Raw genomic sequence first — 24048 nt, forward strand, 5'->3', positions numbered from 1 at the left:
CCCTGTTAACCTTGAAGGGAGTGATGCGGGTCCAATTTAGACATCTAAGACTTCACATAAATGTAAGCGAATTCATTAAACGCTTAGGGGAGTGAACGTCATGATCCATTTCAGAAAAATCGTAAGCCTCATTTTGATTTCCTCACTAATGATCATCATCGCAGCGGGTTGTACCAGCAGCGGACCCAATACCGCCAGCCCGTCGCCATCCGAACAGCCTACCCCAACGGATACCAAAACACCAGCCGAACCAGCCGGAGAAGATACGGAAAAACCTAAAAGCGGCACGATCCAAATATCCTTGCGCGGTGCCTCAGCCGAGGTTTGGGGCAAGGTAGCCGACGCTTACATGGCTAAGCATCCGGGCGTTAAGGTCGTCGTGGATATCAAGCCGGCCGAGGGCTACCGCGAATGGCTGCAGGCTCAGTTTGCCGCCGGAGAGCCGGAGGCCGATTTTGTGAACACGAATGAAAACAGCGACCTGAACGAAGACCAGAAATTCGTGGACTTCAAGCCTTGGCTGGAGACGGAGAACCCCTACACCGGAAAGATCTGGAAGGAAAGCTTCAACCTGGACGGCATGGGCGTCAATCTGGATGACCCTAACCTGCAAACTTTGCAAGCGCTTAACTTTGAATCGGTTCAAATCCTCTGGATGTACAACAAAGAGATGTTCGAGAAAGCGGGAATTACCGATACCCCTAAAACGTTCGATGAACTCATCGCGACCTACGACAAACTGAAGGCGGCGGGTTATATCCCGTTCACGATCGGCGGCAACGCGCTCTCCCTGTGGAGCGGTCAGGCGGGCTGGCTCATGCGCATTTATCCGGACCAGTACTTCCGCGATTACGTGGAGCTGATCAAATCAAAGCCGGAAGATTATACGTACATGCCAAACATCGACGATAACTGGAAGTTCGACCTGAGCGACCCGTACAACGATTCCCGTTCCAAAGTATCGACGAACGAGCTGCGGATGTACCAGGCGATCAAAAACAAAGTCGGCCCGTATAAAGTCGAGGGCAATCCGGCGTGGCGCGAAGTCATGACAAATCTGAAAACCTTGTTCGGTTACGCTCCGGACGGTTTTATGGGCATGTCCGAGGAGCAGGCCTACAAGCTCTTCCTGACAGGCAAGGCCGCAACCATGGTCGCGCTTCCGTCCTCCTACTGGCAGCTTCCCAAGGATTTTGCCGATGCGGAAAAAACGGGAGAGAGCGGCGGCGTGAAATCCTTCGACTTCGGATTCTTCAACATGCCTTCCATGGAAGGGGAGCTGGTCCAGGCTCCGGCGAGAACGATTCACATTTACACCGGCTTCTACGGCTTCGTGAAGAAGAATGCGGAGCAAACCGCCCTGAACGTGGATTTCATGATGTATTTGACCAGCCCGGAAGGATATAAAGTGTACCTGGAAGCCATCCAGAATTCCAAAGACGCCTCCTTGAACGGCGCGCCGCTGCTTAACGACATCGAGCTGCCGGAAGAAATGAAGAAGACGTTCGAATCGTTTGACGCGATCGGGAATACGGAAGGGCTGAACAGCCCGGGCAACGTGTTGGCCCGCGGTCTCCATGACTATCAGCCGTCCGTGCAGAGCTATATCGGCCTGATCTCCAAATACTTCAACGATGAAATCGATGTGGATCAGCTGCTGAAGCAGTACCAGGCGGATATTGACGCCAAATTCGAAGCCATGCTCAAGGAACGCAAAAAAGAACTCTCCGATATCGAGAATCCGGAGCGTCAGCCGCCTGTCAGACAGTAGCATTAGAAGGCTGTAAATGGCTGTAAGGCGCAGGACTTCGCCTTCATCGGTGGAGTTCTGCGGGTTCACTTGGCATGGAAGGGAGTGTGAACACGAAGGTGATGAGAACAATATATTCCTGCCTGCTGGCTTCGCTGCTGCTATTTCTATATGCCCAGCCGATCCATGCCTCTGAGCCGATCTGGACGATGGAGCAGGGCCTTACGATCAAAGGTTTGTCCATATCGGAAGACGGCGAGCTGGTGGCGGTCGGTACGCAGAATGCGAGTGCCATTCTTCTTCAGCGCGACGGCACCCAGCGATTCGAATTCATGGCGAACAACGTCGTGACCGGTGTCGCCCTCCTGAATGACGGCCGCATGCTCGTCACTTCCGATGACCGGCATCTTTATATGCTGAGTGCTGACGGCAAGGAGCTGTGGAAGCGGGATTTTAAGAAAATGATCAAGAATCTGTCGGCAACGCCCGACGGCAAGCTGGCTATCGTGACGCTGCATAACGAAAGTTTGGTGCATGTTCTGGACGAACAAGGACAGACGCTGCGTGAAATTTCGATCGGCATCGCGGTGAAGAGCGCCGCGGTATCCCCGAACGGGCAATGGCTGGCAGCCGGAGCTGCGAACCAGTATGCCTATTTGTTCAATCCTGCCGGCGAGCTGCAATTCCAGACGCCGCTGGAGGGCGACATTCTTCATGCTTCCGTTGCGGATAACGGAACGATGGTGGTCGGAACGTCCAGCAATAAAGCGGTCCTCTATTCGGCGGAGGGCAGCAGGCTTGGCGAATTGTTGACCAAGGATAAAGTGACCTCCGTGCATGTCACCCATGACGGGGAGTTTATCGGGGTAGCGGACTACTCGGGCAATTATTACGTGGCCAATCAAGGCGGCGAATTGTTGTGGAGCACGAAGGAGGCCGGAGCCGGCCAGCAAATCCGGTTCAGCAAAGACGGTACGCGGCTCTTCGCAGGCTCGGACAAAGGAGCCGTCTTCCAATATGAAGTCGGGGCCGTGCTGGAGCAAGGCAAACAGGCAGCGATGGTCAAAACCGTGGTACAGGTAGCGGCCGTGATCGTATTCGTTCTGTTGACGGCACTGTTATTTTTCTGGTTACGGCGCAAAAAGCCTTACATTCTTCACCGGTTGTGGAAGAGCAAACTGGCGTATGCTATGCTGCTCCCCAGCTTTACGCTCATTATTATATTCCTGTATATCCCGGCGTTCTCCGGCTTGATTCATTCTTTGTACGACTGGAATCCCGGGGCAAGAAGCGAGTTTATCGGGCTGGACAATTTCAGGCGAATGGCGAATGATCCGTACGTCACCAAAGGCGTGGGCAATCTGCTCATCCTCATCGTCACCGGATTGTTCAAGGCTCTCATTCCGCCGCTGATCGTGGCGGAGCTGATCTATCATCTGAGAAGCAAAAGGTCCCAGTATGTATTCCGTACGTTTTTCGTCATTTCCATGGTCATTCCATCCGTTGGCATGCTGCTGGTCTGGCAGGACATGTACGATCCGAACATCGGCCTTGTGAACCAGCTGCTGCGCATGATCGGACTCGGCTCGCTAAGCCATCCTTGGCTGGGAGACCCGAATACGGCGCTGTGGGCCATCATTATGATGGGCTTCCCGTTCGTCGGCATCCTGCAGCTGCTGGTGATGTACTCGGGGCTGATCGCCATTCCGGAAGAAGTGATCGAAGCGGCGAGAATCGACGGCGCCAAATCTTTTCGCATTATCCGGGCGATTCACCTGCCGCTGCTGGCAGGGCAATTCAAGCTGCTGATCGTGCTCGCGCTGATCGGCATCATTCAGGACTTCGGCTCCATCCTGATCGTGACCGGCGGGGGGCCTGCCGACTCGACCTATGTGCCGGCGCTGCAGATGTATTTTGCCGCAACGAAATTCAATGACCTGGGATATGCGTCGGCGCTTGGCGTCAGCATGTTTGCCATCATTATGGTGATTACGGTCATCAATATGAAATTCATCAAAACCAATACGGATTAGGAGGGGAACGGCATGAATGCAAAAGCAAGACTCGTTCGGCAGTCGGCGCTCTATGTGCTGCTTATCGTTTTTGTTGCGTTGACCCTCGCCCCCATCGCCTTCACCTTGATTTCATCCTTCAAAAATAACGCGCAGATTCTGGGAGGCATCTGGACGATGCCGATCCCGGCGCAGACCGCGAATTATGCGGAAGCCTTCGCGGCGATCTGGCGGTATACCTTGAATACGGTGCTCTATGCGGCGGTGGGCGGCACGCTGGTCGTGGCCCTGTCCGCCGTTGCGGGCTATACCTTTGCCAAGAAGGACTTTCTCGGCAAGGAGGTGCTCTTCATGCTGATGCTGGCCATCATGATGATACCGGGCGTCATGACGCTGATCCCTTCTTACGTGCTGTATGCGAATCTGGGGCTGGTGAATACGCCTTGGGTCATCATTATCAGCGCGGCCGCGGGTGGCCAGATTTTCGGCACGTTTTTGTGCAGGAGCTTCATGGCGGGCATTTCCAACGAGCTGTTTGATGCCGCCAAAATCGACGGTGCGGGAGAGTTCGTGGTGTTCACGAGAATGGTGCTGCCTCTGTCCGTTCCCGTTCTCATGACCTTGATGATCATGCAGTCCGTCGGGATCTATAACGATTACATCTGGCCGCTTTTGACCATTAAATCGAACAGCATCCAGATGATTGGCGTCGGGCTTACGCAATTCACGAACCAGTTCGGCATCTCCAACATGGGCGTGGAATTCGCGGCGTACATCATATCGGCGATTCCGCTGGTGCTGCTGTTCAGCTTCGGGATGAAGTATTACATCCAGGGCGTTACGCAAGGGGCTTTAAAAATATAAAACGACGGACCAAATGGAGAGAGATGGATGAATATACACAGACAAGCGGAGAAGATACCCAGCTGGATCTGGCATCGGGAACGTGAGGGCCGGCGGCATGTCGTACTGGAAAAATCCTTTGTTCTGCATGCCGCGGTTGAGCAGCTTGAGATGAGAATCGCCTGTACGGGAGAAGCCGAGATCAGGCTGAACGATGCCGTGATCGGCCATTTCCCGGAGCATGCCAGGCACACATCCGCATTTTATCCGGTAGAGGGGCTCCCCGGCGGTTTGGAGCCTGGAGCCTATACAATCCGAATCGAGCTCCGAAATACGGAGCCGATGCCGATGCATCCCATCAATATGCATCTGCATGACCGTTCGGTGGGATGCATCGCCTACTTGAGCGGAAGCGAAGGCTTATGGCTGGCAACGGATGATACCTGGGAGACCGGGGACGGCCCGGCGGAGGTGGTATGCGTTTGGGGCGAGGAGCCTTTTGGAGACCTGGATCATGCGCCTCCTTGGTTTATTGCCGGAGGATACGGCGATATCGCGGTCGAGCCTGTTCAAGGCATAAGAGTCATGTCCGCAGCCGGAGTGGAAGCGGTCAGCGGCATAGATGGTGTAATTCAGATGAAAGGAACGGCCGGTGGGCGAATCGTCCTAGGCGAAGTGGAGTCCCGAAATGAACGGCATATTTTTTATCATCTTCTGAAGCAGGGGGAATGGAAGGAACGTAGGACACAGCAGAAAGAACTGGATTTGAGCCGGATGCCGGAGCTGCTGCTGGAATTGCCCCATGAGCTCAATGTGCGGATGCAGGTGAGCAACCACGGCGATTCCGAGATCGGTTTGCTGTGGAATGGCGCTGAATCCTTGCAGGAGCTGCGGCATTATGACGGATGCATGACGGAGTGGTTGGCGATTCCGCCGGGAAGCCTGTCGGCAACGAATCCCCAGGGCATGCGGTACGTGCAAATTTACGTAAGCGATGACGATGGAGGGGAATTCCATATCGAGCTCCGGTTGGAGGCAGCCGGTGCTGAGCTTAATCAGGCGGGACAATTGCAGACGGATCACGACCTTCTGCAGCGAATCTATGACGTGTCGGTGCATACCAGCCGGGTCTGCCATCAAATCGGATTGTGGGACGGCATCAAGCGGGACCGCCTCAATTGGGCTTACGATATTTACCTGGCCGCCAAAACCGAATACTCGCTCTGGGATGATTATTCGGTATTGAAGCGGTCGCTCCGGGAGCTGGGGCGGACCCCTTACGGCTATTGGATGAACAATCTCCCTTCCTATACGCTGTGGTGGCTCAGCAGCATATGGGATTACTTCTTCGAGACGGGAGACCGCGATTTCGTATGGGAAATCCGGGAGGATCTGCAGCGGCATATCGCTTGGGTGAAGGCGAATGCGGAACCGTCCAGCGGGATTTTTATGCCGGATGCCAGAGAGGAACACTCCTTCATCGAATGGTCGCCCATGGGGACGTCTGAATCGTGGGCGTGCCTGAACGCGATTTACGGCATGACGAAGAGTCAAATGAAACAGCTGGCGGATTACATGCCGGAGCTCCGGCTCCATTGGGATGAACCGCAGGCAGAGCTTAAGGAGGAGCAGTTCATTGGACCATCGTACGCGCTGCTCACCTCGGTCATCGGCATTAAGAGCGGGTATGTGGAAGAAGATAGCGCACGCAGATTTCTCCTCGACTATCGGCTGAGGGACCCGCTCACGCCATTGTCCGCCTACTGGCTGGCGGAATGCTACTCGGAGTACGGCATGCACGAACGGGCGTGGGATGTTATCGCTACGGTCTGGGGAACGATGCTGGATGCGGGAGCAACCACCTTCTGGGAGGGGATCAGGCTGACGCCGAGCAGCGATATCCATCATGACTTGACCACGTATACCGCGTATGATTCCTACCGGATGAGCCTGTGCCACAGCTGGTCGAGCACGCCGGTGGTCTGGATTGCTAGGTATGTCCTTGGGATTCGCGCGCTTGAGCCCGGTTATGCCCGCATCGCTTTCGAGCCTCATGCCATCGGGGGGCTAACGGCTGCACGGGGCGTGATTCCAAGTCCCAAGGGTTTGATTAAGGTGGAATGGAAGCTGGAGGATGGGCGCATGATCAAATCAGCTCGCATTGGAGAAGCTGAGCTGGCAGGGAGCGCATGATGAAAGAGCACTGGCAAGCGAACTGGATATGGGGGGATTTACCGCCCGATTCGGCCAACGTATATCTGGAAGCGAGAAGGAGCTTTGACTTGCAGGAAGCGCCGATGGCGGGCCGATTGTACGTGTCGGCCAACCAGGAGTACTTGCTCTATGTCAATGGGGCCGTGGTCGGGAGGGGCCCCTCACCTGCCGATCAGCAGTGGAAGTATTACGACGAGATCGATGTGACCCCGCTGTTGTCGGTGGGTAGGAATGTGCTGGCCATCGTCGCCTACAATTTCGGTTCGACCGATATCGTGACAGGCCAGATGCAAGGGCAGGGGGGCTTGATTGCCGAGCTTGATATCGAGCACGGAAACGGAGTGTTCTGCGTGGCCGCCACGGATGCGGAATGGAAGGTCCGGCGATCGCCAAGATGGATGGCCCAGGTGTCGCGCCAGCATCAATGGAACGGATTCCGCGAAATTTATCTCGCGGAGCAGGAGGACGGATGGGCGGAATCCGCTTATGACGATTCCTCCTGGAGCGGGGCGGTGGTTATCGCCAAAGCATTGGATCCGGATTCGCCATGGCCGCGACTGCTTCCGCGGGAGATTCCTCCGCTGCACAGGGAGTGGGTCAGTCCGGCAGCGATCGTGCGAACTGACGCCAATTTCGGCGTCAGCCTGGGGGAGTCCGGCATGCTTCGGAATCGTGGGGGCAGCTCGGAAGCGTTCGGTTCGCTGGAGCATACCTCTCCGCGTCATGAAGCGATTGGCTTGCAAGACGACTCAGCGGAAACAGAAAGAGATCCAGGCGGGTTAGCAGCAGGTACAACAGGCTGGACGCTTGATGCCAGCATGCCCGGCTCGCTGCCGGGTGTTGTATATGATTTTGCTAGCGAAATCGTGGGGTATCCCGAGCTGGAGCTGGACGCACCCGCGGGCGGCGTGATCCAGCTGTCGTACGGAGAATCGCTGGAGCTGCAATTGTACGATACCTTCATCCTGCGCAAAGGGCGAAATCGGCTGAAGCCCTTTGGCCGCCGGGCTTTCCGTTTCCTTCAGGTTACGGCACAGGCGACGCCGGCCGCGCTGACGATATCGCGCTTCGGCGTCGAATCCGTCCATTATCCGTTTGACGAATCCGGCTTTTTTCGCTGCAGCGATGATCGTCTGAACCGGATCTGGGAGGTCGGGGCGTATACGACGCTGGTGAACAGCCAGGACCATCTGGAGGATTGCCCGCTGCGCGAGAAGGCGCTCTGGGTAGCCGATGCCGTGGTCATGGGCAAAGTCATCTACCACGCGTTCGGCGATGATCGGCTGCTGCGCAAATGTTTCCTGCAAGGGGCGCGGATTCAGAATGACGACGGCTCCATACCCGGTACCGGCCCGGAACGAAACTCGTTCCTGCTGCCCGATTTCTGCGCGCATTGGTTGTTCGGCGTGCATGCCCACTGGCTGTATACGAAGGACCACGATTTCCTGGAAGAAATCTGGCCGGCCATCACACGGTTGATGGCGTGGTTCGCGCTGCAGGAGGATCGGGATGGCCTGTTTGCCGGCGCCGACCGGCCTGGCTGGTGGTGCTTTATCGATTGGGCCGATTACATCGACCGGCGCGACCGGGTGACGGCCGTCTCCTGCTTCTATCACAAGGCGCTCGGGTTGGCGGCGGAGCTGGCGCAAGCGATTGGGCGCGGCGAGCTGGCAGGGCAGTGGAAAGACCAGGCGGTCCGGCTTCGCGCTGCCATAAGGGAGCAGATGCGGCCCCCTGGCGAGATCGTATTTGCGGATTGCATCGGACCGGACGGATTATCGAAGCAGATCACGGCTCAGACCAACTTTGCGGCGATATGGTCCGGCCTGATGGACCCGGCGGAAGAGGACCGCTTCCTCGACGAATGGTACGACGGCGGAAAGCTGCCGCCGTTAAAAGGCGCTTTTTTCTATCATGTGGTTCTGGAGACGTTGATGAGCAAAGGACGCGTAGACAGCGCTTTGGAGATCATTAGAAGCTATTGGGGCGGCATGCTGGACCGGGGAGCGACCACCTGGTGGGAGACGTATGATCCATCAACGCCAGCCTGTACCGTGCCGAGCGCTTATCAAGGCAATACGCCAACTTATTTAGTTGATCATATTCCCGTGAGCTTTAGCCACGGCTGGGGCGCATCGCCGAGTTATATTTTGACGCAATCCGTGTTGGGCCTTGATTTAAGCAGACTCGGCGAGCAGGAGGTATATCTTGCCCCGCATGCCGGTGATCTCGATTGGGCGGAAGGCGCTGTACCGACGCGCTTTGGCATGATGGAAGCAAGCTGGAAGAGAGAGAAGGGAGGGAAACTGAAATACGAGCTCACGATTCCGGAGGGAATTACCGTGAAAGCGATCGACGGGGCGGAGCTTGTGCTTAGAATCAGAGATTAAGGCGATCGGCTTGGAGACGAGCGAATAGGGGTTTGGAAAGGGGGTGAATGGCGTCGAACTGCGGTAATCGTATCAACAGAATCCATTTTGAGGAGGAACAAGCGTAATGAAGTTGAAGGGGTTTAAAAGGCTGCTGCTGTATTCAGTCCTGCTGGCGCTCACCCTGCAAGCGTATCCCGCCGGGATCGTGTTTGCGGGCACGTATGATCCGGATTTAAAGGCATCTCCCCATGTGCTGAACGTGACGGGTTACACGCCTTCGATTGTCATTGACGATTTTAACGAGCCCGATGCGGTAAACCAGCCGGGAAAATGGACCAGCGGAGCGGGGGCGGAGAAAGTCACCTACGCCGACCGTTATGCCAACGGTCCGAATTCTCCATATGAGGGGAGCCATGTGCTCGAGGTATGGTCGGATGAAGTCAAGGCTTATGAATGGAGAACGGTATCCAGGGATTTCGATCAGCCGCTCGACTTGTCGGGCGTGAACTATCTGACGTTTGCGGCCAATTGCTACGGGTGGCAGACGGAGGACTATCTGATCAAGGTTACCCTGTTCAGCGGCGAAGATTCCTATGAGAGCATTGCCCAAATCAATCCGAACAGCTGGAGCAAAGTGGCGGTGTCCGTTAAGGACTGGGCCTTGCGGGACCACGTCACCAAGATCGAATTCGCGTTCATGCTCAACTTCGATCACGGCGGACTGAAGCCGGGCGATCCGGGATACGAATTCTGGGGCGGCAATTACCAGATCGATTATCTCAGCGGATCGAACGCCATCGGCATGGATTTTAACGCGGACGGGGAAACGGAAGGGTTTACCGCCCAAGGCGCCGAGGTAGACGCAGCCGGCGGTGAGCTCCGATTGACACTGGCTGGTGCCGCTCCCGTATTGCAATCTCCGGTGATCATCCAGGATATCGATCATTACAATACATTGAGCGTCAAATGGAGGAACGAGTCGCCATTCAACAAAGTGAAGGTCGAATGGATTACGGAGGAAAGCCCCGATTGGGACGACACGAAGTCGGAGGTGTTCGACATCGAAGCGAATAACAGCCAGTCCGTTGAACAGGAATTTAATCTGTCGCTGCATCCGGAGTGGAGCGGCAGTCTAAAGCAGTTCCGGTTGACGTTCTTGAGCGACGGAGGGGCAAGCACGGGAGAAGTCGGCATCGATCAGATCCGGTTCAAACAGCTGGCACCGATCGAGGTTTTCCCCGGGGAGCTTACGAGGCATGAGATCGCGGCCTCCCGGGATCGGATCGTGATCGAGGGCGCATTAAAGCCCGGGGAAGCGGAGCTTTATGAAGGCGGAGAGCTCCAATTATTTGAGCTGCAGCCCTATGAATCCGAAAGGGATCTGGCGAATCGAGAGCCGATTGCCGAACAGGGGATTCAAGGACAATTTATGTTTGAGCTGGACCTGGCAGGAGAAGAGGGACGTACCCGCCTGCAATCCAAATTTGCGGTCGCGGCCAGGCTTCCGGACGGATCGCTGGAGCTCGTGGACCGCGCCAAATACGTGAGCAATCCCGAGATACTTGCGCCGAATACGTATCCGTTCCCAGTGGCGAAGAGCAAGAAGGGGCTGCAGGTGCAGATGGTCGGCGATGCGGAGGACCTCGGCATCAGCCATGCCGCGCTGAACGTGGATTACAATAACGCGCTCTACATGAACGGGACCGTCAATCCGGCCAATACGTTCGAATATTCCTACGAAGGGGAGACCTTCTACTTCAAGAAGGATTGGATCGAGGAGCGGGATAATTCCATCAAGAGTTTGTCCGATAACGGAGTGACGGTATCCCTGATCCTCCTCATGTATAAGGGGGGAATGGACGATACCACGCCTAACCGGTATTTGCTCCATCCGGATGCCACGGAAGGCATCGTCTATGCATTTAACACGACGGATGAGCTAGGAACGAAGTATTATAAAGCCATCACCGCTTTCCTGGCGGAGCGCTACTCCCGCGAGGACGAGAAATACGGCAGAGCGGTCAATTACATCGTTGGCAATGAGGTGGACGCCGGGGAGACCTGGTACAATATGGGCAACGATAAAACGGTCAGGGAATTCGTTCAGGACTATGCCCGGACCGTGAGAATAACGAATACCGTCGTAAAAAGCTTTTACAGCAACGCCAGAGTGTATATTTCGCTGACGCATAACTGGGATCAGCAGCTGCCGTCCACGCAGATCGGCTCGTTCGACGGCCGATCGATCATCGATACGCTTCAGGCGGAGATCGACGCAGAGGGAGATATTCCATGGCATATCGCTTATCATCCTTATCCGGAAAATCTGTTCGATCCGAGAGCTTGGGTTGCGCCGCAGTCCCTCGAGCAGTTTGATACGCCGAAAATCACGTTTAAAAACCTGCACGTCCTCGTTGATTACATGAAGCAGCCGAAGTTCATGTACGGCGATGAGGCGCGCCGGATTATCCTGTCGGAGCAGGGCTTCCACAGCGGCGACAATTCGCCGGAAGGCCAGCAGCTGCAGGCGGCAGCCTATGCGTATGCCTATTACATTACGGACTTCCTGGACGGCATCGACTCCTTCATTCTGCACCGGCATGTGGACCATGCCGAAGAGTACGGCTTGAATCTCGGATTGTGGACGCATGATCCGGATACGAGCAGGGGCGCCAGCATCCCTGCGGAGCACAAGCTGGTGTATGATGTCTTTAAGTATATCGATACGGAACGTTCGCTGGAGGTGACGGAGTTCGCGAAGCCGATCATTGGCATCGCCGACTGGCAGGATATCGCGCCATCCTTCGATGCCGGCATGCTTGCTCGGCGGGAGATACCGGATACGGCGCCAGCGGCTGTCCTTCCTCCGGAGCAGCTGGAGGGTGCGGAAATGCTGTTTGATTTTGAGAACGGCGATGAGGGCTGGACCCATGCGGAGTATGTATCCGGCGTCGAAACCGATGCTTCTGTCACCTGGACCGGCAGTCAAACGCTCAAGGCCACGGTGATGACCAGAGAGCAGCTGGGCGACAGCAAAGGCATCGCCAAGCGGTTCGACGAGCCGCTGAATGCCGAGGGCAAACCCTACCTGTTCTTTGGCATCAATCCTTCGAACGGACCTGCGTCCGAATCCTATACCGTTCGGGTAAAGGTGTACAGCGATCAGCATGTGCTGGAAGCAGAGGGGAATGTTCCGCCGAAGCAGTGGAGCAACCTGGCGGTTGACTTAGGGGATTGGGCCTATAAGGACCGGATCACCAAAATTAAAATCGGGCTTGTGCCGGCAAGCCGGGTGCATTGGCAAGGAGGATATTTCCATGTCGACGGCATCGGTTTGGCCGACGGCATGGAGGCGGCAGAGCTTACCGCCGCTTTGACGCCGGAGCAGCCGGATGGCAACGACGGCTGGTACCGAAGCCCGGTAACCGTCAAGCTCGGGGCAGCGAATGGCTTGCCGGACGGCTACGGCATTCAGTTTCGCGTGAATGACGGAGAATGGCAGACGTACGGTTCCGAAATGATCATGGATACGGATGGGATTCATGAGCTGGACTATCGGACGATGAGTCCAGCCGGGGAACCGGGTTCCATCAAGTCGTTGACCTTGAAGATCGACCAGACCGCGCCCGTGGCGACCGTAACGGCGGACCCGGTCAAGTTGTGGCCGCCTAACCAGAGGCTGGTCCAGGTCACGGCTTCCGTCGAAGCCAGCGATTCGGGCTCGGATATCGGTTCCGTCGTGCTGACCTCCATTACAAGTAATGAGGAGCTGCAAGCGGAGGATATTCAGGGTGCGGAGCTGGGCACGACGGATACCTCGTTCAGCTTGCGCGCGGCAAGATCGGGTGCAGGCTCCGGCAGGATCTACACGATCACGTATACGGTCACGGATCAAGCCGGCAATGAAACCGCGGCGGTGACCCAGGTGAACGTGCCGCATGATCAATCGAATCCATGATGGATGGATTCTAACGCCCGATAGACAGTCTGGAAGGGGAGAAGCAACGTGCTTACGATACAAAAAACGCTTGTGCATGGTCTGGAGAATCCATTGGGGCTGGATGTGTCTTCTCCCCGTTTTTCCTGGCTGCTAGAGAGCGATCGGCGCGGAGAGGCGTGCGCGGCTTACAGGGTGAGGGTGTGGGTGTCCCTTTCCGCGGAGGGGCTCTCTAACAGGGACGAAGTTTTGGTGTGGGACAGCGGCAGGCGGAGTGGCCAAAGCTTAAGCCTCCTGTATGATGGTCCGCTGCAGAGCAATACGCGTTACTGGTGGCGGGTTACGGTCTGGGACCGTCAAGGAAAGGAAAGCGAAAGCGTACCGGCATATTGGGATACGGGCTTGTTTCCCGGCGATTGGAGTGCTGAATGGATATGGCGGTCCGAGGAGATGAAGCTTAATGATTTTGCCTATTTCCGCAAATCCTTTGATCTCCGGGGAGCCGCTACCCGGGCCAAAATATTCGTATCCGCCCATCATGTATTCCAATTGTTCGTTAACGGACAACGGGTTGGAGGCTATGGTTCACCCGCACCGACGGGGGTGCCTCACCGCAAATATTATTTGGCTTATGATGTGGCCTCCCTCTTGTCGACCGGTTCCAACTGCATCGGCGTTGCCGCTCATTATTTGGGCGGAAGCGGCCAGAACTATGTGAACGGCGTCCCGGGAATGCTGCTCCAGCTGCACGTGGAGCATGAGGACGGGACGGAGCAGCTGGTTGTATCGGATCTGACATGGCAGGCCTTAAGGCAGATTCCGCATCGCATAGGGTCTCCTTATCAGCAGAACCGCCGCTTATCGGCCATAGAGGACTATGACGCGGCTCTTCTGGAACCGAACTGGCTGCAGCCCGATGTTGGAGAGGAACACTGTAGTTCGGTTGTTCTTGCTCATCCATCCGCACAGCAATGGTCACTCCATTGGCAGCAGCTCCCCGAGGCGGAAGAGCTGGAGTCGATCATTCCATCCGTGGCAGCGGCGCCGTCGTTCGTAAACGGGGAAGAGGGGCTCATTCAGGTATTCGACGCTGGCAAAATCATATCGGGCTGGCCGCAGTTGGCCTTGCCCGGTATGGCAGGCGTCACGGTACGGCTGCGGTACGCCGAAACGCTCGATGGCGACGGGCGGGTCGTTCATCAAGTGTGCAACGAGACCTCGCATCATTATTACGACCTGTATACGATGCATGGACGCGGAGGGATCGAATATTGGCAGCCGGATTTCAGCTTTAAAGCCTTTCGTTATGTGGAGGTTACCGGCTATCCGCAACCGATTGAGGAAGGCCAGCTGCGAATTTGCTCAGCGGGTACGGCCATGGCACGGACGGGGCGTTTTCGGTGTTCGTCTGACTTCTTAAACAAGCTGTACGACGTTTGCCTGCAGACGCAGCGCAACAATGTGCTGGGCCAGGTGGTCGATTGCCCGCATCGGGAACAGGCGCAGTATCTCGCGGATACCGATCTCCAAGCCGAGACGCTGCTCTATAACTTCGATGCCTATCCGGTATTGGATAAGACGCTGCAGGACTTTGCGGACGGCCAATTGGAAGACGGCTCCTTCCCTTTTGTGTTCCCGTCGAACTACGAGCATCCAGACTTTTTCATACAAATCCCGGAATGGGACCTGCATTATGCGACCTTGCTGTGGAAGCTTTACCAGTTTAGCGGAGATACGGAGCTGCTCTCGCGATATTATGAACCGCTCCGGGCCATGATCGAGGGTTATCTATCGTTGATATCGCCGGCAACAGGCCTGATTCCGGTCGGCCGCGGATGGCATATTAGCGATTGGCCCTACCCGACGGTTGAGCATGAAGGCGAACATCTGACCGTGCAGCAGATCAAGGCATGGCAGGCGTTGCGCATTCTGTCCGAAGCCGCTGCCTTGCTGAACCGGGCAGATGACAGTGCAGCGTATGCTGCCTATGCGCAGAAGCTGCAAGTCAGCGTCCTGAATGAGCTGTACGATGGCTCCGGCAAGCTGCTGCATGACAGCTCGGGATCGACTGCCATCCACCAAGGCGTTAATGCGTTGGCATTATATGCGGGGCTCCTGCCGCAAAAAGACCGGGAGGCTGCATTGAAGGCCGTGGCAGGCAAACCGTGGGAGAGCAAGACGGTCTTGTCGCTCCCGCTGCTCCGTCTTTTGTTCGAGGAGGGATTGCAGGATCAGGCCTACCATTTGCTGAGTAAACCGGATTACCCGGGGTGGGGCTGCATGATTGCACAAGGAGCCGAGACCATGTGGGAAGGCTGGGATGATATCGAGTCCCATTGCCATGCATGGAACGGTTATCCCGCCCGCTTGCTGCAGGAGTATGTCTGCGGGATTCAGAGCGGAGCTCCCGGATTCGCGACGGCACGAATTCGCCCCTTTTTCGCGCCGGATCTGGACTTTGCCGAGGCTTCCGTTTCCACCGTAAGAGGCAAGATCGCCGTACGCTGGGAGCGGGTCAGCGAAGCCGGCATTCGGATACGGCTTGAGCTTCCCTGCACAATGAGAGCTACCGTTGCATTGGCATCAACGAACTCCCGCCCCATTACCGGTCTCCTGATCGATGGTGTAGAGATATGGGGAGGATCAGCTTCACGCTGCATGCCGGACGGCATCGTCCGCTGCGGACTGGACCATAGCATGCTTGAACTTGAGCTGCTGTCCGGACGTTATGAGTTAACGGTTCGCTATTAGTAGGCAGCGTTGTGCTTGCGGCCGACCAGCTTCAGCAATTCCAAGCCCTATTTACAGGCAACGGCCATACCATACATGTAAAACTTAGTAGGGGAATCCGTCATCTGGACGACGGATTCCCTTTATTTGTTAGAGCTAGATGCTGCTGGAGAAAATCCGCTTGAGTCGCAAAATTCATGATGAAAACAGGTCAAAATGTGGTTGACGAGAAGGAGCCTCAATACTACAATAAATGATGCAAACGTTTCCATTGTAATCGCTTTCATCTATTTTTGTTTCATTCTATATTTCGAACATATTCTCTAACTCTTGTCAGTAATTGTCGTACTTTACTTGATGGAAGCTCAAACCTGTTTATGCAAGCGTTTGCGCAGTGATTGGCATCAACATCGTACCAGCTGTACCTAATCCAAGAACAGAAGGAGGCTATTTGTTTCATGAGAATGACGGTTTCAAGCAAACGAATGTGGTCCATCATCATGATTGTTTCGCTGATTTTCTCCATGCTCGGCATTCCGCCATCCACGGCCGATGCCAATAGCGCGCCAAGCCAGGTTACGCTGGTGGGGACTCTGCAATCCGAATTAGGCCATAGCGGGGATTGGGATCCGACTGCCGCCGCGACAACCATGAACGATATGGGGAACGGAGAATACAGGTTCACCGGCAGCTTGCCCGCGGGATCGTACGAATACAAGATCGCGATCGACGGCAAGTGGGACGAGAATTACGGCTCCGCCCATTATTCCAATCCGAGCGGAGCAAACAAGGATGGCAACATCCTCATAACGCTCGCTCAAGATTCCCAGGTTACCTTTTATTACAACCATGGGACTCACCGGATCGCGGATTCTACATACTACGCTCCGATCGAGGCGGATAAGCTTCCCCGAGTGATCGGCAGCTTCCAATCGGGCATCGGCGAAGCGGCCGACTGGTCGCCTGCGGATGCGAGATTAATCATGCAGGATTCCGATTATGACCATGTATACACGGTGACGGCCGACGTGTACGAAGGGGATCATGAGTACCAAATCGCTTTGGGCAGCGATGCGGCAAGTCCGGTTCACCCCGCTAATCGGGAGGCGCTTCAGCTGCCGCAGGACGTGAAGGTTACGTTCAGCTACGACGCGGCCAATCACGGCGTTGCCGCTCATTTCACGGTACCCGCCGATCCGGGAACGCCGGTGCCGGCTAACCATCTGCGCGTCCATTACAGCCGGGCTGACGCGAATTACGGCAGCATCGGACTGTGGATATTCGATGACGTCGCATCTCCGTCCGCCAATTGGCCGGCAGGCGCAACGCCATTCCCTGGCGGGCAGCAGGACGCCTACGGGGCCTTCGTCGACATTCCGCTCAAGGACGGCGCGCAAAAAGTCGGCATCGTCGTTGTCGATCGCATCAGCGGCAATAAAGACGGCGGCGACAAGAAATTCACCCTAGCCTCGCCGGACATGAACGAAGTATGGCTCAAGGAAGGCTCCGATACGGTATACAGCTTTGAGCCTGTTGACCTGCCGGCGGATACCGTGCGTATCCACTATCAACGGCAGGATCAGAACTATGATCCGTACGGTTTATGGTTATGGGGAGACGATGTCGCTGCGCCTTCGAAAGACTGGCCGACGGGGGCTACCATGTTCCCTTCAGGCCAAACCGACCGATATGGCGCTTATGTGGACATTCCAATGAAGCCGGGAGCCCAGAAGATTAACTTCCTCGTGCTGGATCCGGCCAAAGGAGACGCCGGCAAAGATGGAGGCGACAAAGGCTTCTCTCTGGTGGATCGATACCAGCATCTGTTCATTCAAGAAGGCGACAACACCGTCTACACATCCCCATATGGGGAAGTGCCTACCGGGTTGGTCTCGGCTGAAGTATTGGCTCCGGGAAAGCTCCAGCTCGGATTTACCATGACCGATGGTTTGGAAGCGGATACGCTGAAGAATGAGCTGCTGATTAAGAATAAGGACGGCCATCCGGCTGCCATTCAAAACGTGAAGATTACCGGAAACACGACCATCGAAGTATCGGCATCATTTCAGCTGGATCAATTACCGCTAAGCGTAACCTACGCCGGAAAAACCGTATCCGCCTCCACCGGCTGGAGAATGCTGGATGAGATGTACGCTTACGACGGCGATGACCTCGGGGCGACTTATCAGGCTGGAGGAGCCGAGCTAAAGCTGTGGGCACCGACGGCGACCGAAGTCACCGCAAAGGTGTACAGCAAGAATGATGCCACGCAGTTTATCGGCAATGCCGCTCTCCAAAAGGGTGATAAAGGGGTATGGTCGGTTCGGTTGAAGCCGGGAGACCTCGGCATCCAAGATTTTAGAGGATATTTTTATCAATACGAAGTGACCAACAACGGCGTGACGAAAACCGTCCTGGATCCTTATGCCAAATCCATGGCGCAATTCAGAGTGAACACCAAGGGCGAAGTTGGACCGGACGGCGATACCGTCGGCAAAGCCGCGATCGTCGATTTGAGTCAAACGGATCCCGCCGGCTTGGATTTTGCGGACATTCCGGGCTACGAGCAGCGGGAAGACGCCATCATCTGGGAAATTCACGTCCGTGATTTCACGTCGGATCCGACGATTGAGAATGACCTGCATAACGCGACTTGGGGATCCTACGACGCGTTCAAAGAGAAGCTCGAATACATCAAGTCCCTGGGCGTCACCCATGTTCAGCTGCTGCCCGTGATGGCTTGGTATTACGGCGACGAAGCGGCCATGAAGAACAGGGAGCTGGATTATTCGGCCAAAGACAACGAGTACAACTGGGGATATGACCCGCACAGCTATTTCTCCCCTGACGGTGCTTACTCCGAGGATCCAACGGATCCCGAGCTTCGCATCAAAGAATTGAAGGCGATGATCAACGCCATTCACGAGGCGGACATGGGCGTCGTATTGGACGTGGTCTACACCCATATGGCCAAGGCAGATTTCTTGAATGATATCGTGCCGAACTATTATGCATTCCAGGATGCCAACGGTAATTTCATCGGCGGCTTCGGCAACAATCTGGCGACCAACCACAAGATGGCCGAGAAGCTGATGGTGGACTCCGTGAAATACTGGTTCGACGAATACAAAATCGACGGCATGCGCTGGGACATGATGGGCGACGCCACCTATGAAGCCGTGCAGAACGCTTATGATGCCGCTGCAGCCATCAACCCGAAAGCGCTGTTTATCGGCGAGGGCTGGGTCACGTTCGGCGGCCATCTGTCGGATCCCTCCCTGGCAGGCAAGGGTGCGGACCAGAATTGGATGGATAAAACGGACGACGTCGGCGTTTTCTCCGATGAGTTCCGCAACGAGCTGAAGTCCGGCTTCGGCAATGAAGGCGAGCCTCGATTCATTACAGGCGGCGCGCGCGACATCCAAACCATTTTCAACAATATCAAGGCGCAGCCGAGCAACACGAAGGAAGACGATCCGGGTGACATGGTTCAATACATTGAAGCACATGACAATCTGCCGCTGTACGACATTATTGCGCAGTCCATCAAAAAGGACCCGTCGATTGCAGCGAATGATCTGGAGATCCATAAGCGCATTCGCCTGGGCAACCTGCTCACCTTGACCTCGCAAGGAACGGCGTTCCTCCATGCAGGACAGGAGTACGGGCGGACCAAGCAATGGCTGGGCCCAGGGGTTCCCGAGCAGAAATACCATGAATTAGAGGACGAGGCAGGAAACCGCTTCGGTTATTTCATCCATGATTCCTACGACTCCTCCGACGCCATCAACATGTTCGATTGGGAGAAAGCGACGGATGAAGCCAAATATCCGGAGAATAACAAGACGCGGGAATATACGACCGGACTGATCGAGTTAAGAAAATCGTCCGACGCTTTCCGCCTCGGCGATCAGTCGATGGTGAATTCGAACGTAACGCTGCTGCAGATTCCCGAAGTAAAGGCGCAGGATCTGGTCATTGCTTATAAGAATAAAGCGACGGACGGAACCGGCCATTATTATGTGTTCGTTAATGCGGATAATCAGTCGAGAACGCTTACGCTAAGCGAAGATCTGAGCTCCGGCACGGTGGTGGTCGACAACGATGAAGCCGGCACGACAGGCGTCAAAGCGAAGTCCGGCTTCACGTTAACCTCCGGCTCGATCACGCTTGAGCCTCTGACGGCCGTTGTGATCAAGACGGACGCCGCGGCAGCCGTACTCCGCGCGATATCGGCAGATCAAGATAGTTACTCTCTGCAGACCGGTAAGACGCATCAAACCGCGGTATACGCTGAATACGAGGACGGCAGCAAGCGAGCCGTAACGAAACAAGCAACCTATGCATCCAGCAACCCGCAGGTGGCTTCGGTAACGGCCGCAGGCGTGGTGAAGGGAGTCGCGGAAGGAACGGCGGTCATAACCGTTTCCTATCGGGGGTTCCAGAAAGAGATTACCGTAACCGTTACAGCCGATGTAGTGGACAATAAACGGTATGTGCAGCTTAACTACATTCGGCCGGATCAGGATTATGCGGATTGGAATTTGTGGGTTTGGAATACGGGGGTAACGAACGGTGAGATTAAGTTTGAAAAGATAGAGAATGGCGCGGCTACCGTACAGATTGAGGTGGCACCCGAAACAACAGGCGTCGGTTTCGTTCTGCGCAAAGGAACGAATTGGGATACGGCCAAGCAGGATATCCCGGATGACCGGATCATTCCGCTTCAGCCAGGAGAGGCCTTCACGAAAGTGAATGTGACCAGCATGGTGCATGAGCTGGAGATTTTGCCGAGCATTACGGGGCCGACGCTTGAAGACGGTAACATTACGTTCCATTATCGGGACGATCAATTGTTCAGGGACGGCCGGATGGATAGCATCTCTGACGTGAAAGTGAAGATTAACGGGAAGCCGGAAACGATGGTCTACGTTCCTGACAAGGAATGGTTCAGTTATACGCTTAAGGGCGTTGCTCCCGGAACGTACGAATACACGTTCATCGTCAATCATAACGGAACCACGAAGGAAGTCACCGATCCGAAAAACACGGTGAACGGAAAGTCGCAGGTGGTTTACCGCGATCCGACCGTGACCATCAGGGCGAAGGTAACCCCTGGTTCCATCTCTTATGATGAAAATGCGGTGCTAAAATTGAATGTAACCTCTTCGGAGCCCGTTGCTTACAAGGAAGCGTTCGTCGACCTGACGGAGCTGGGAGGACCGGCCCGAGCGAAGGTTGATACAGAGCTGCTGGAGCACAGCATTGCCGTAAAGGATACGGTCACGGCCGGCAGCAAGAAAGTAGGAATCACGCTAGTCGACCAATACGGCAATAGGCATACCGGCGAAGCCGCGGTAACGGTGAAGCCAAGAATCGCAGGCGGCAAACTCGATTTCGATTGGGACGAGGCGCGCATTTATTTTGTGCTGACCGACCGTTTCATGGATGGGGATGCTTCCAACAATGCGAATGTTGACAAGGATCACCCGGAAGCCTACCATGGCGGGGATTTCAGAGGACTGATCGATAAACTCGATTACATCGAGGATCTGGGCGTAAATACGCTGTGGATCACGCCGATTGTGGATAACATCGATTTCAATCAGGGTGCAGGCTTCGGCGGCAAGCAATATGCGTATCACGGCTATTGGGCCAAAGATTTTACGAAGATCGATGAGCATCTGGGCGATCTGGATACCTTTAAGGAGCTGATCGATAAGGCGCATGACCGGGGCATCAAAATTATGGTGGACGTCGTAGTCAACCATACGGGATATGGCCTGAAGCCGGGAGACAGTGCGCCCGGTATCACGCAGGAAGATAAGGACCGGTTTAAAGATATGCTTCGTACAGACGGTCTGTCTGCCGATACCGATCCGATCAAAGGCGAATTAGCGGGGCTGCCTGATTTCATAACGGAGAATCCGGTTGTTCGCCAGCAGATCATCGATTGGCAGGCAAGCTGGCTGGAGCGTGCCAAAACCGACCGCGGAGACACGATCGACTACTTCCGCTTGGATACGGTGAAGCACGTGGATGAAACGACATGGAAGGCGTTCAAAAATGCGCTGACCCATCTCGATCCGAGCTTCAAAATGATTGGCGAATATTTCGGAGCCACGGTTGACAGCGATGGCGGAACGCTTCAGAGCGGCCAGATGGACAGCTTGCTGGACTTCGGCTTCAAAGGAAAGGCCAAGGAATTCGTGAACGGCAGCGTGGAATCGGTTGAGGCCTACCTGGCTGACCGCGAATCGAAGCTGGATAACACCCGAATGATGGGGCAATTCCTAAGCAGTCATGACGAGGATGGCTTCCTGTCCCACTACGTGGATGGCGACAAGGCAAAGCTGATGGCGGCCGCAGCGCTGCAAATTACATCCAAAGGCCAGCCGGTCATCTATTATGGCGAAGAGCTTGGGCGCTCCGGCAAGAATGCCGGGGATATGGGCAAAGGCGAATTTAGCGAGAACCGCGGCGATATGCCATGGGACCAGCTGGAGGGCGAGAAGAAGCTGCTCACGCATTACCAGAAGCTCTTGAACATTCGAGCGGCAAACTCGAAAGTGTTTTCAAAAGGAACGCGCACATCCATCGCGGCTTCGAATGCGGATGGTTATCTCGCATTCGACAAGCAGTATAACGGAGAGCATATCGTTACCGCGATTCACGTGAAGAACGAACCGAAAGAAGTCGTCCTGCCTGTGCCGTTTAAGGCGGGCAGCAAGGCGAAGGACTTGTACGGCGGCAGCGTGTATAACGTAACGGCCGATCAGAAAGTGACGCTAACGCTCCCTGCCATGTCGGATGGCGGTACCGTCATTCTGGCTGCAGTGCCAACTGAAGGCGGCGGCAACGGCAGCAACTCCGGCAGTGGAAACGGAAGCGGAGGAGCAGGCGGCAATCCGTCTACCGATCCGGGAACGAAGCCAAATCAGGGTCAGCGGATCGTTAACGAAGAATCGCTGCGCGGCGGGCAAGAGAAAGTGACGATTCAGCTCGGTGCCGAGGATATCGAAGTTCTCCTGCCGCTGACGGCAGGGGATATTCTGGGGGCGAAGCCGCTGGAGCTGAAGCAGGACGGCGTGATGGTACAGCTTCCGTCCGCGCTGCTCAAAGCGCTGCGCCAGCTCGTACCGGCCGAGCAGGCTAAGGATGCGGTCATTTCGTTTAAGCTGAAGGAGGTTGGATCGCAGACAGCCGCCTCTCTCGTAGCCAAAGCAGCTGCTGCCGGGAAGGCTAAACTGAAGCAGGGCAGCAAGATGTACGAATTAGATCTTAACGTCCGTACGAAAGACGGCAAGGCATATAAGCTGGAGCATTTCATAGCGCCTGTAACGATTGCTTTTCCTGTCGACAGCGCCATTCACGGCGAGCTGGCCGGCATCTATCGCATTTCGGAACGGGGACCATTGAAATATGCCGGCGGAAAGCCGGTAAACGGGCAGCTGACGGCTGAAGTCAGTCAATTGAGCTACTATGCCGTGCTGGAATACGACAAATCGTTTGCCGACCTTGCCGGCCATTGGGCGGAGCAAGCGGTAAAAGAGCTGGCAGCCAAGCATATTGTGAATGGCACCGGCGATACGAAATTCAGTCCGCAACAGCCGCTGACACGCGCGCAGTTCGCAGCGATGCTCGTTCGTGCCCTGGGCCTTGAAAGCACGCAAGACACGGCCTTCACGGATGTGGACGGCGAAACATGGTATGCTTCGGCGGTTGCGGCGGCTTACCAGCACGGGCTGGTGAACGGCAGAGGCAAGGACACGTTCGCACCGAACGCGGCCATCACCCGCGAGGAGCTGGCTGTGATGCTTTATCGTGCTTACCAGACCAAGGGAGACGCTTCCTCTTTAGAGGAGGCACCGGACCTGAAAGATCAGCAGCAAATTTCTTCATGGGCACTCCAAGAGGTGAATGAAGCCTTGGCCCTTGGCTTGATGAAGGGGCATGCCAATGGCATGTTTACGCCTCAAGCCAAGACCACCCGTGCGGAAAGCGCGCAAGCCATGCTGAATCTGTTGGATCGACTGCAGTAATTCCGCCCATCCCGCCGATTCGTGCAACGCTGGAATGGGGTTAGAGAGCCGGTTCTGACGGGAATGACATGGGATCGAGTCGCAATGTAACAATCTTTCGGAAACGCAAGGAGCCTGGACATGGATACATGACCAGGCTTCTTTTTCG

General features: G+C 55.5%; 8 protein-coding genes. All 8 read left to right on the forward strand.

The window, feature by feature from the left end; all coding sequences use genetic code 11:
* The first annotated feature begins 100 nt into the window (after window positions 1-100).
* The 8 genes from M1D70_RS01760 (at window position 101) to M1D70_RS01795 (ending at window position 23900) form a co-directional block, all read left to right on the forward strand.
* A complete protein-coding gene (locus M1D70_RS01760) occupies window positions 101-1771 on the forward strand; it encodes an ABC transporter substrate-binding protein (RefSeq protein ID WP_456288957.1) in 1671 nt (556 codons plus the stop codon).
* A 101-nt stretch (window positions 1772-1872) separates the two neighbouring features.
* The gene (locus M1D70_RS01765) at window positions 1873-3783 is read left to right on the forward strand and encodes an ABC transporter permease subunit (protein WP_456288958.1); all 1911 of its coding nucleotides are present in this window, start codon (window positions 1873-1875) and stop codon (window positions 3781-3783) included.
* A gap of 12 nt (window positions 3784-3795) precedes the next feature.
* Window positions 3796-4626, forward strand: a complete 831-nt coding sequence (locus tag M1D70_RS01770) for a carbohydrate ABC transporter permease (protein ID WP_456288959.1) — start codon at window positions 3796-3798, stop codon at window positions 4624-4626.
* 27 nt (window positions 4627-4653) lie between these two features.
* Entirely contained in the window at window positions 4654-6798 is a 2145-nt protein-coding gene (locus tag M1D70_RS01775; protein WP_456288960.1) for an alpha-L-rhamnosidase C-terminal domain-containing protein, read from the forward strand.
* Window positions 6798-9209: an alpha-L-rhamnosidase-related protein gene (locus tag M1D70_RS01780; RefSeq protein WP_456288961.1), complete on the forward strand. Its 2412-nt coding sequence runs from the start codon at window positions 6798-6800 to the stop codon at window positions 9207-9209. The genes M1D70_RS01775 and M1D70_RS01780 overlap by 1 nt, the downstream gene beginning before the upstream one ends.
* 106 nt (window positions 9210-9315) lie before the next feature.
* Window positions 9316-13149 (forward strand): DUF5722 domain-containing protein, encoded by a 3834-nt coding sequence (locus M1D70_RS01785; protein ID WP_456288962.1) that lies wholly within the window; start codon window positions 9316-9318, stop codon window positions 13147-13149.
* Between the two features lie 48 nt (window positions 13150-13197).
* The gene (locus tag M1D70_RS01790; RefSeq protein ID WP_456288963.1) at window positions 13198-15879 is read left to right on the forward strand and encodes a family 78 glycoside hydrolase catalytic domain; all 2682 of its coding nucleotides are present in this window, start codon (window positions 13198-13200) and stop codon (window positions 15877-15879) included.
* Between the two features lie 437 nt (window positions 15880-16316).
* Window positions 16317-23900 (forward strand): pullulanase, encoded by a 7584-nt coding sequence (locus M1D70_RS01795; RefSeq protein WP_456288964.1) that lies wholly within the window; start codon window positions 16317-16319, stop codon window positions 23898-23900.
* Window positions 23901-24048: the final 148 nt, after the last annotated feature.

It is taken from the genome of Paenibacillus sp. AK002, from assembly GCF_053903045.1.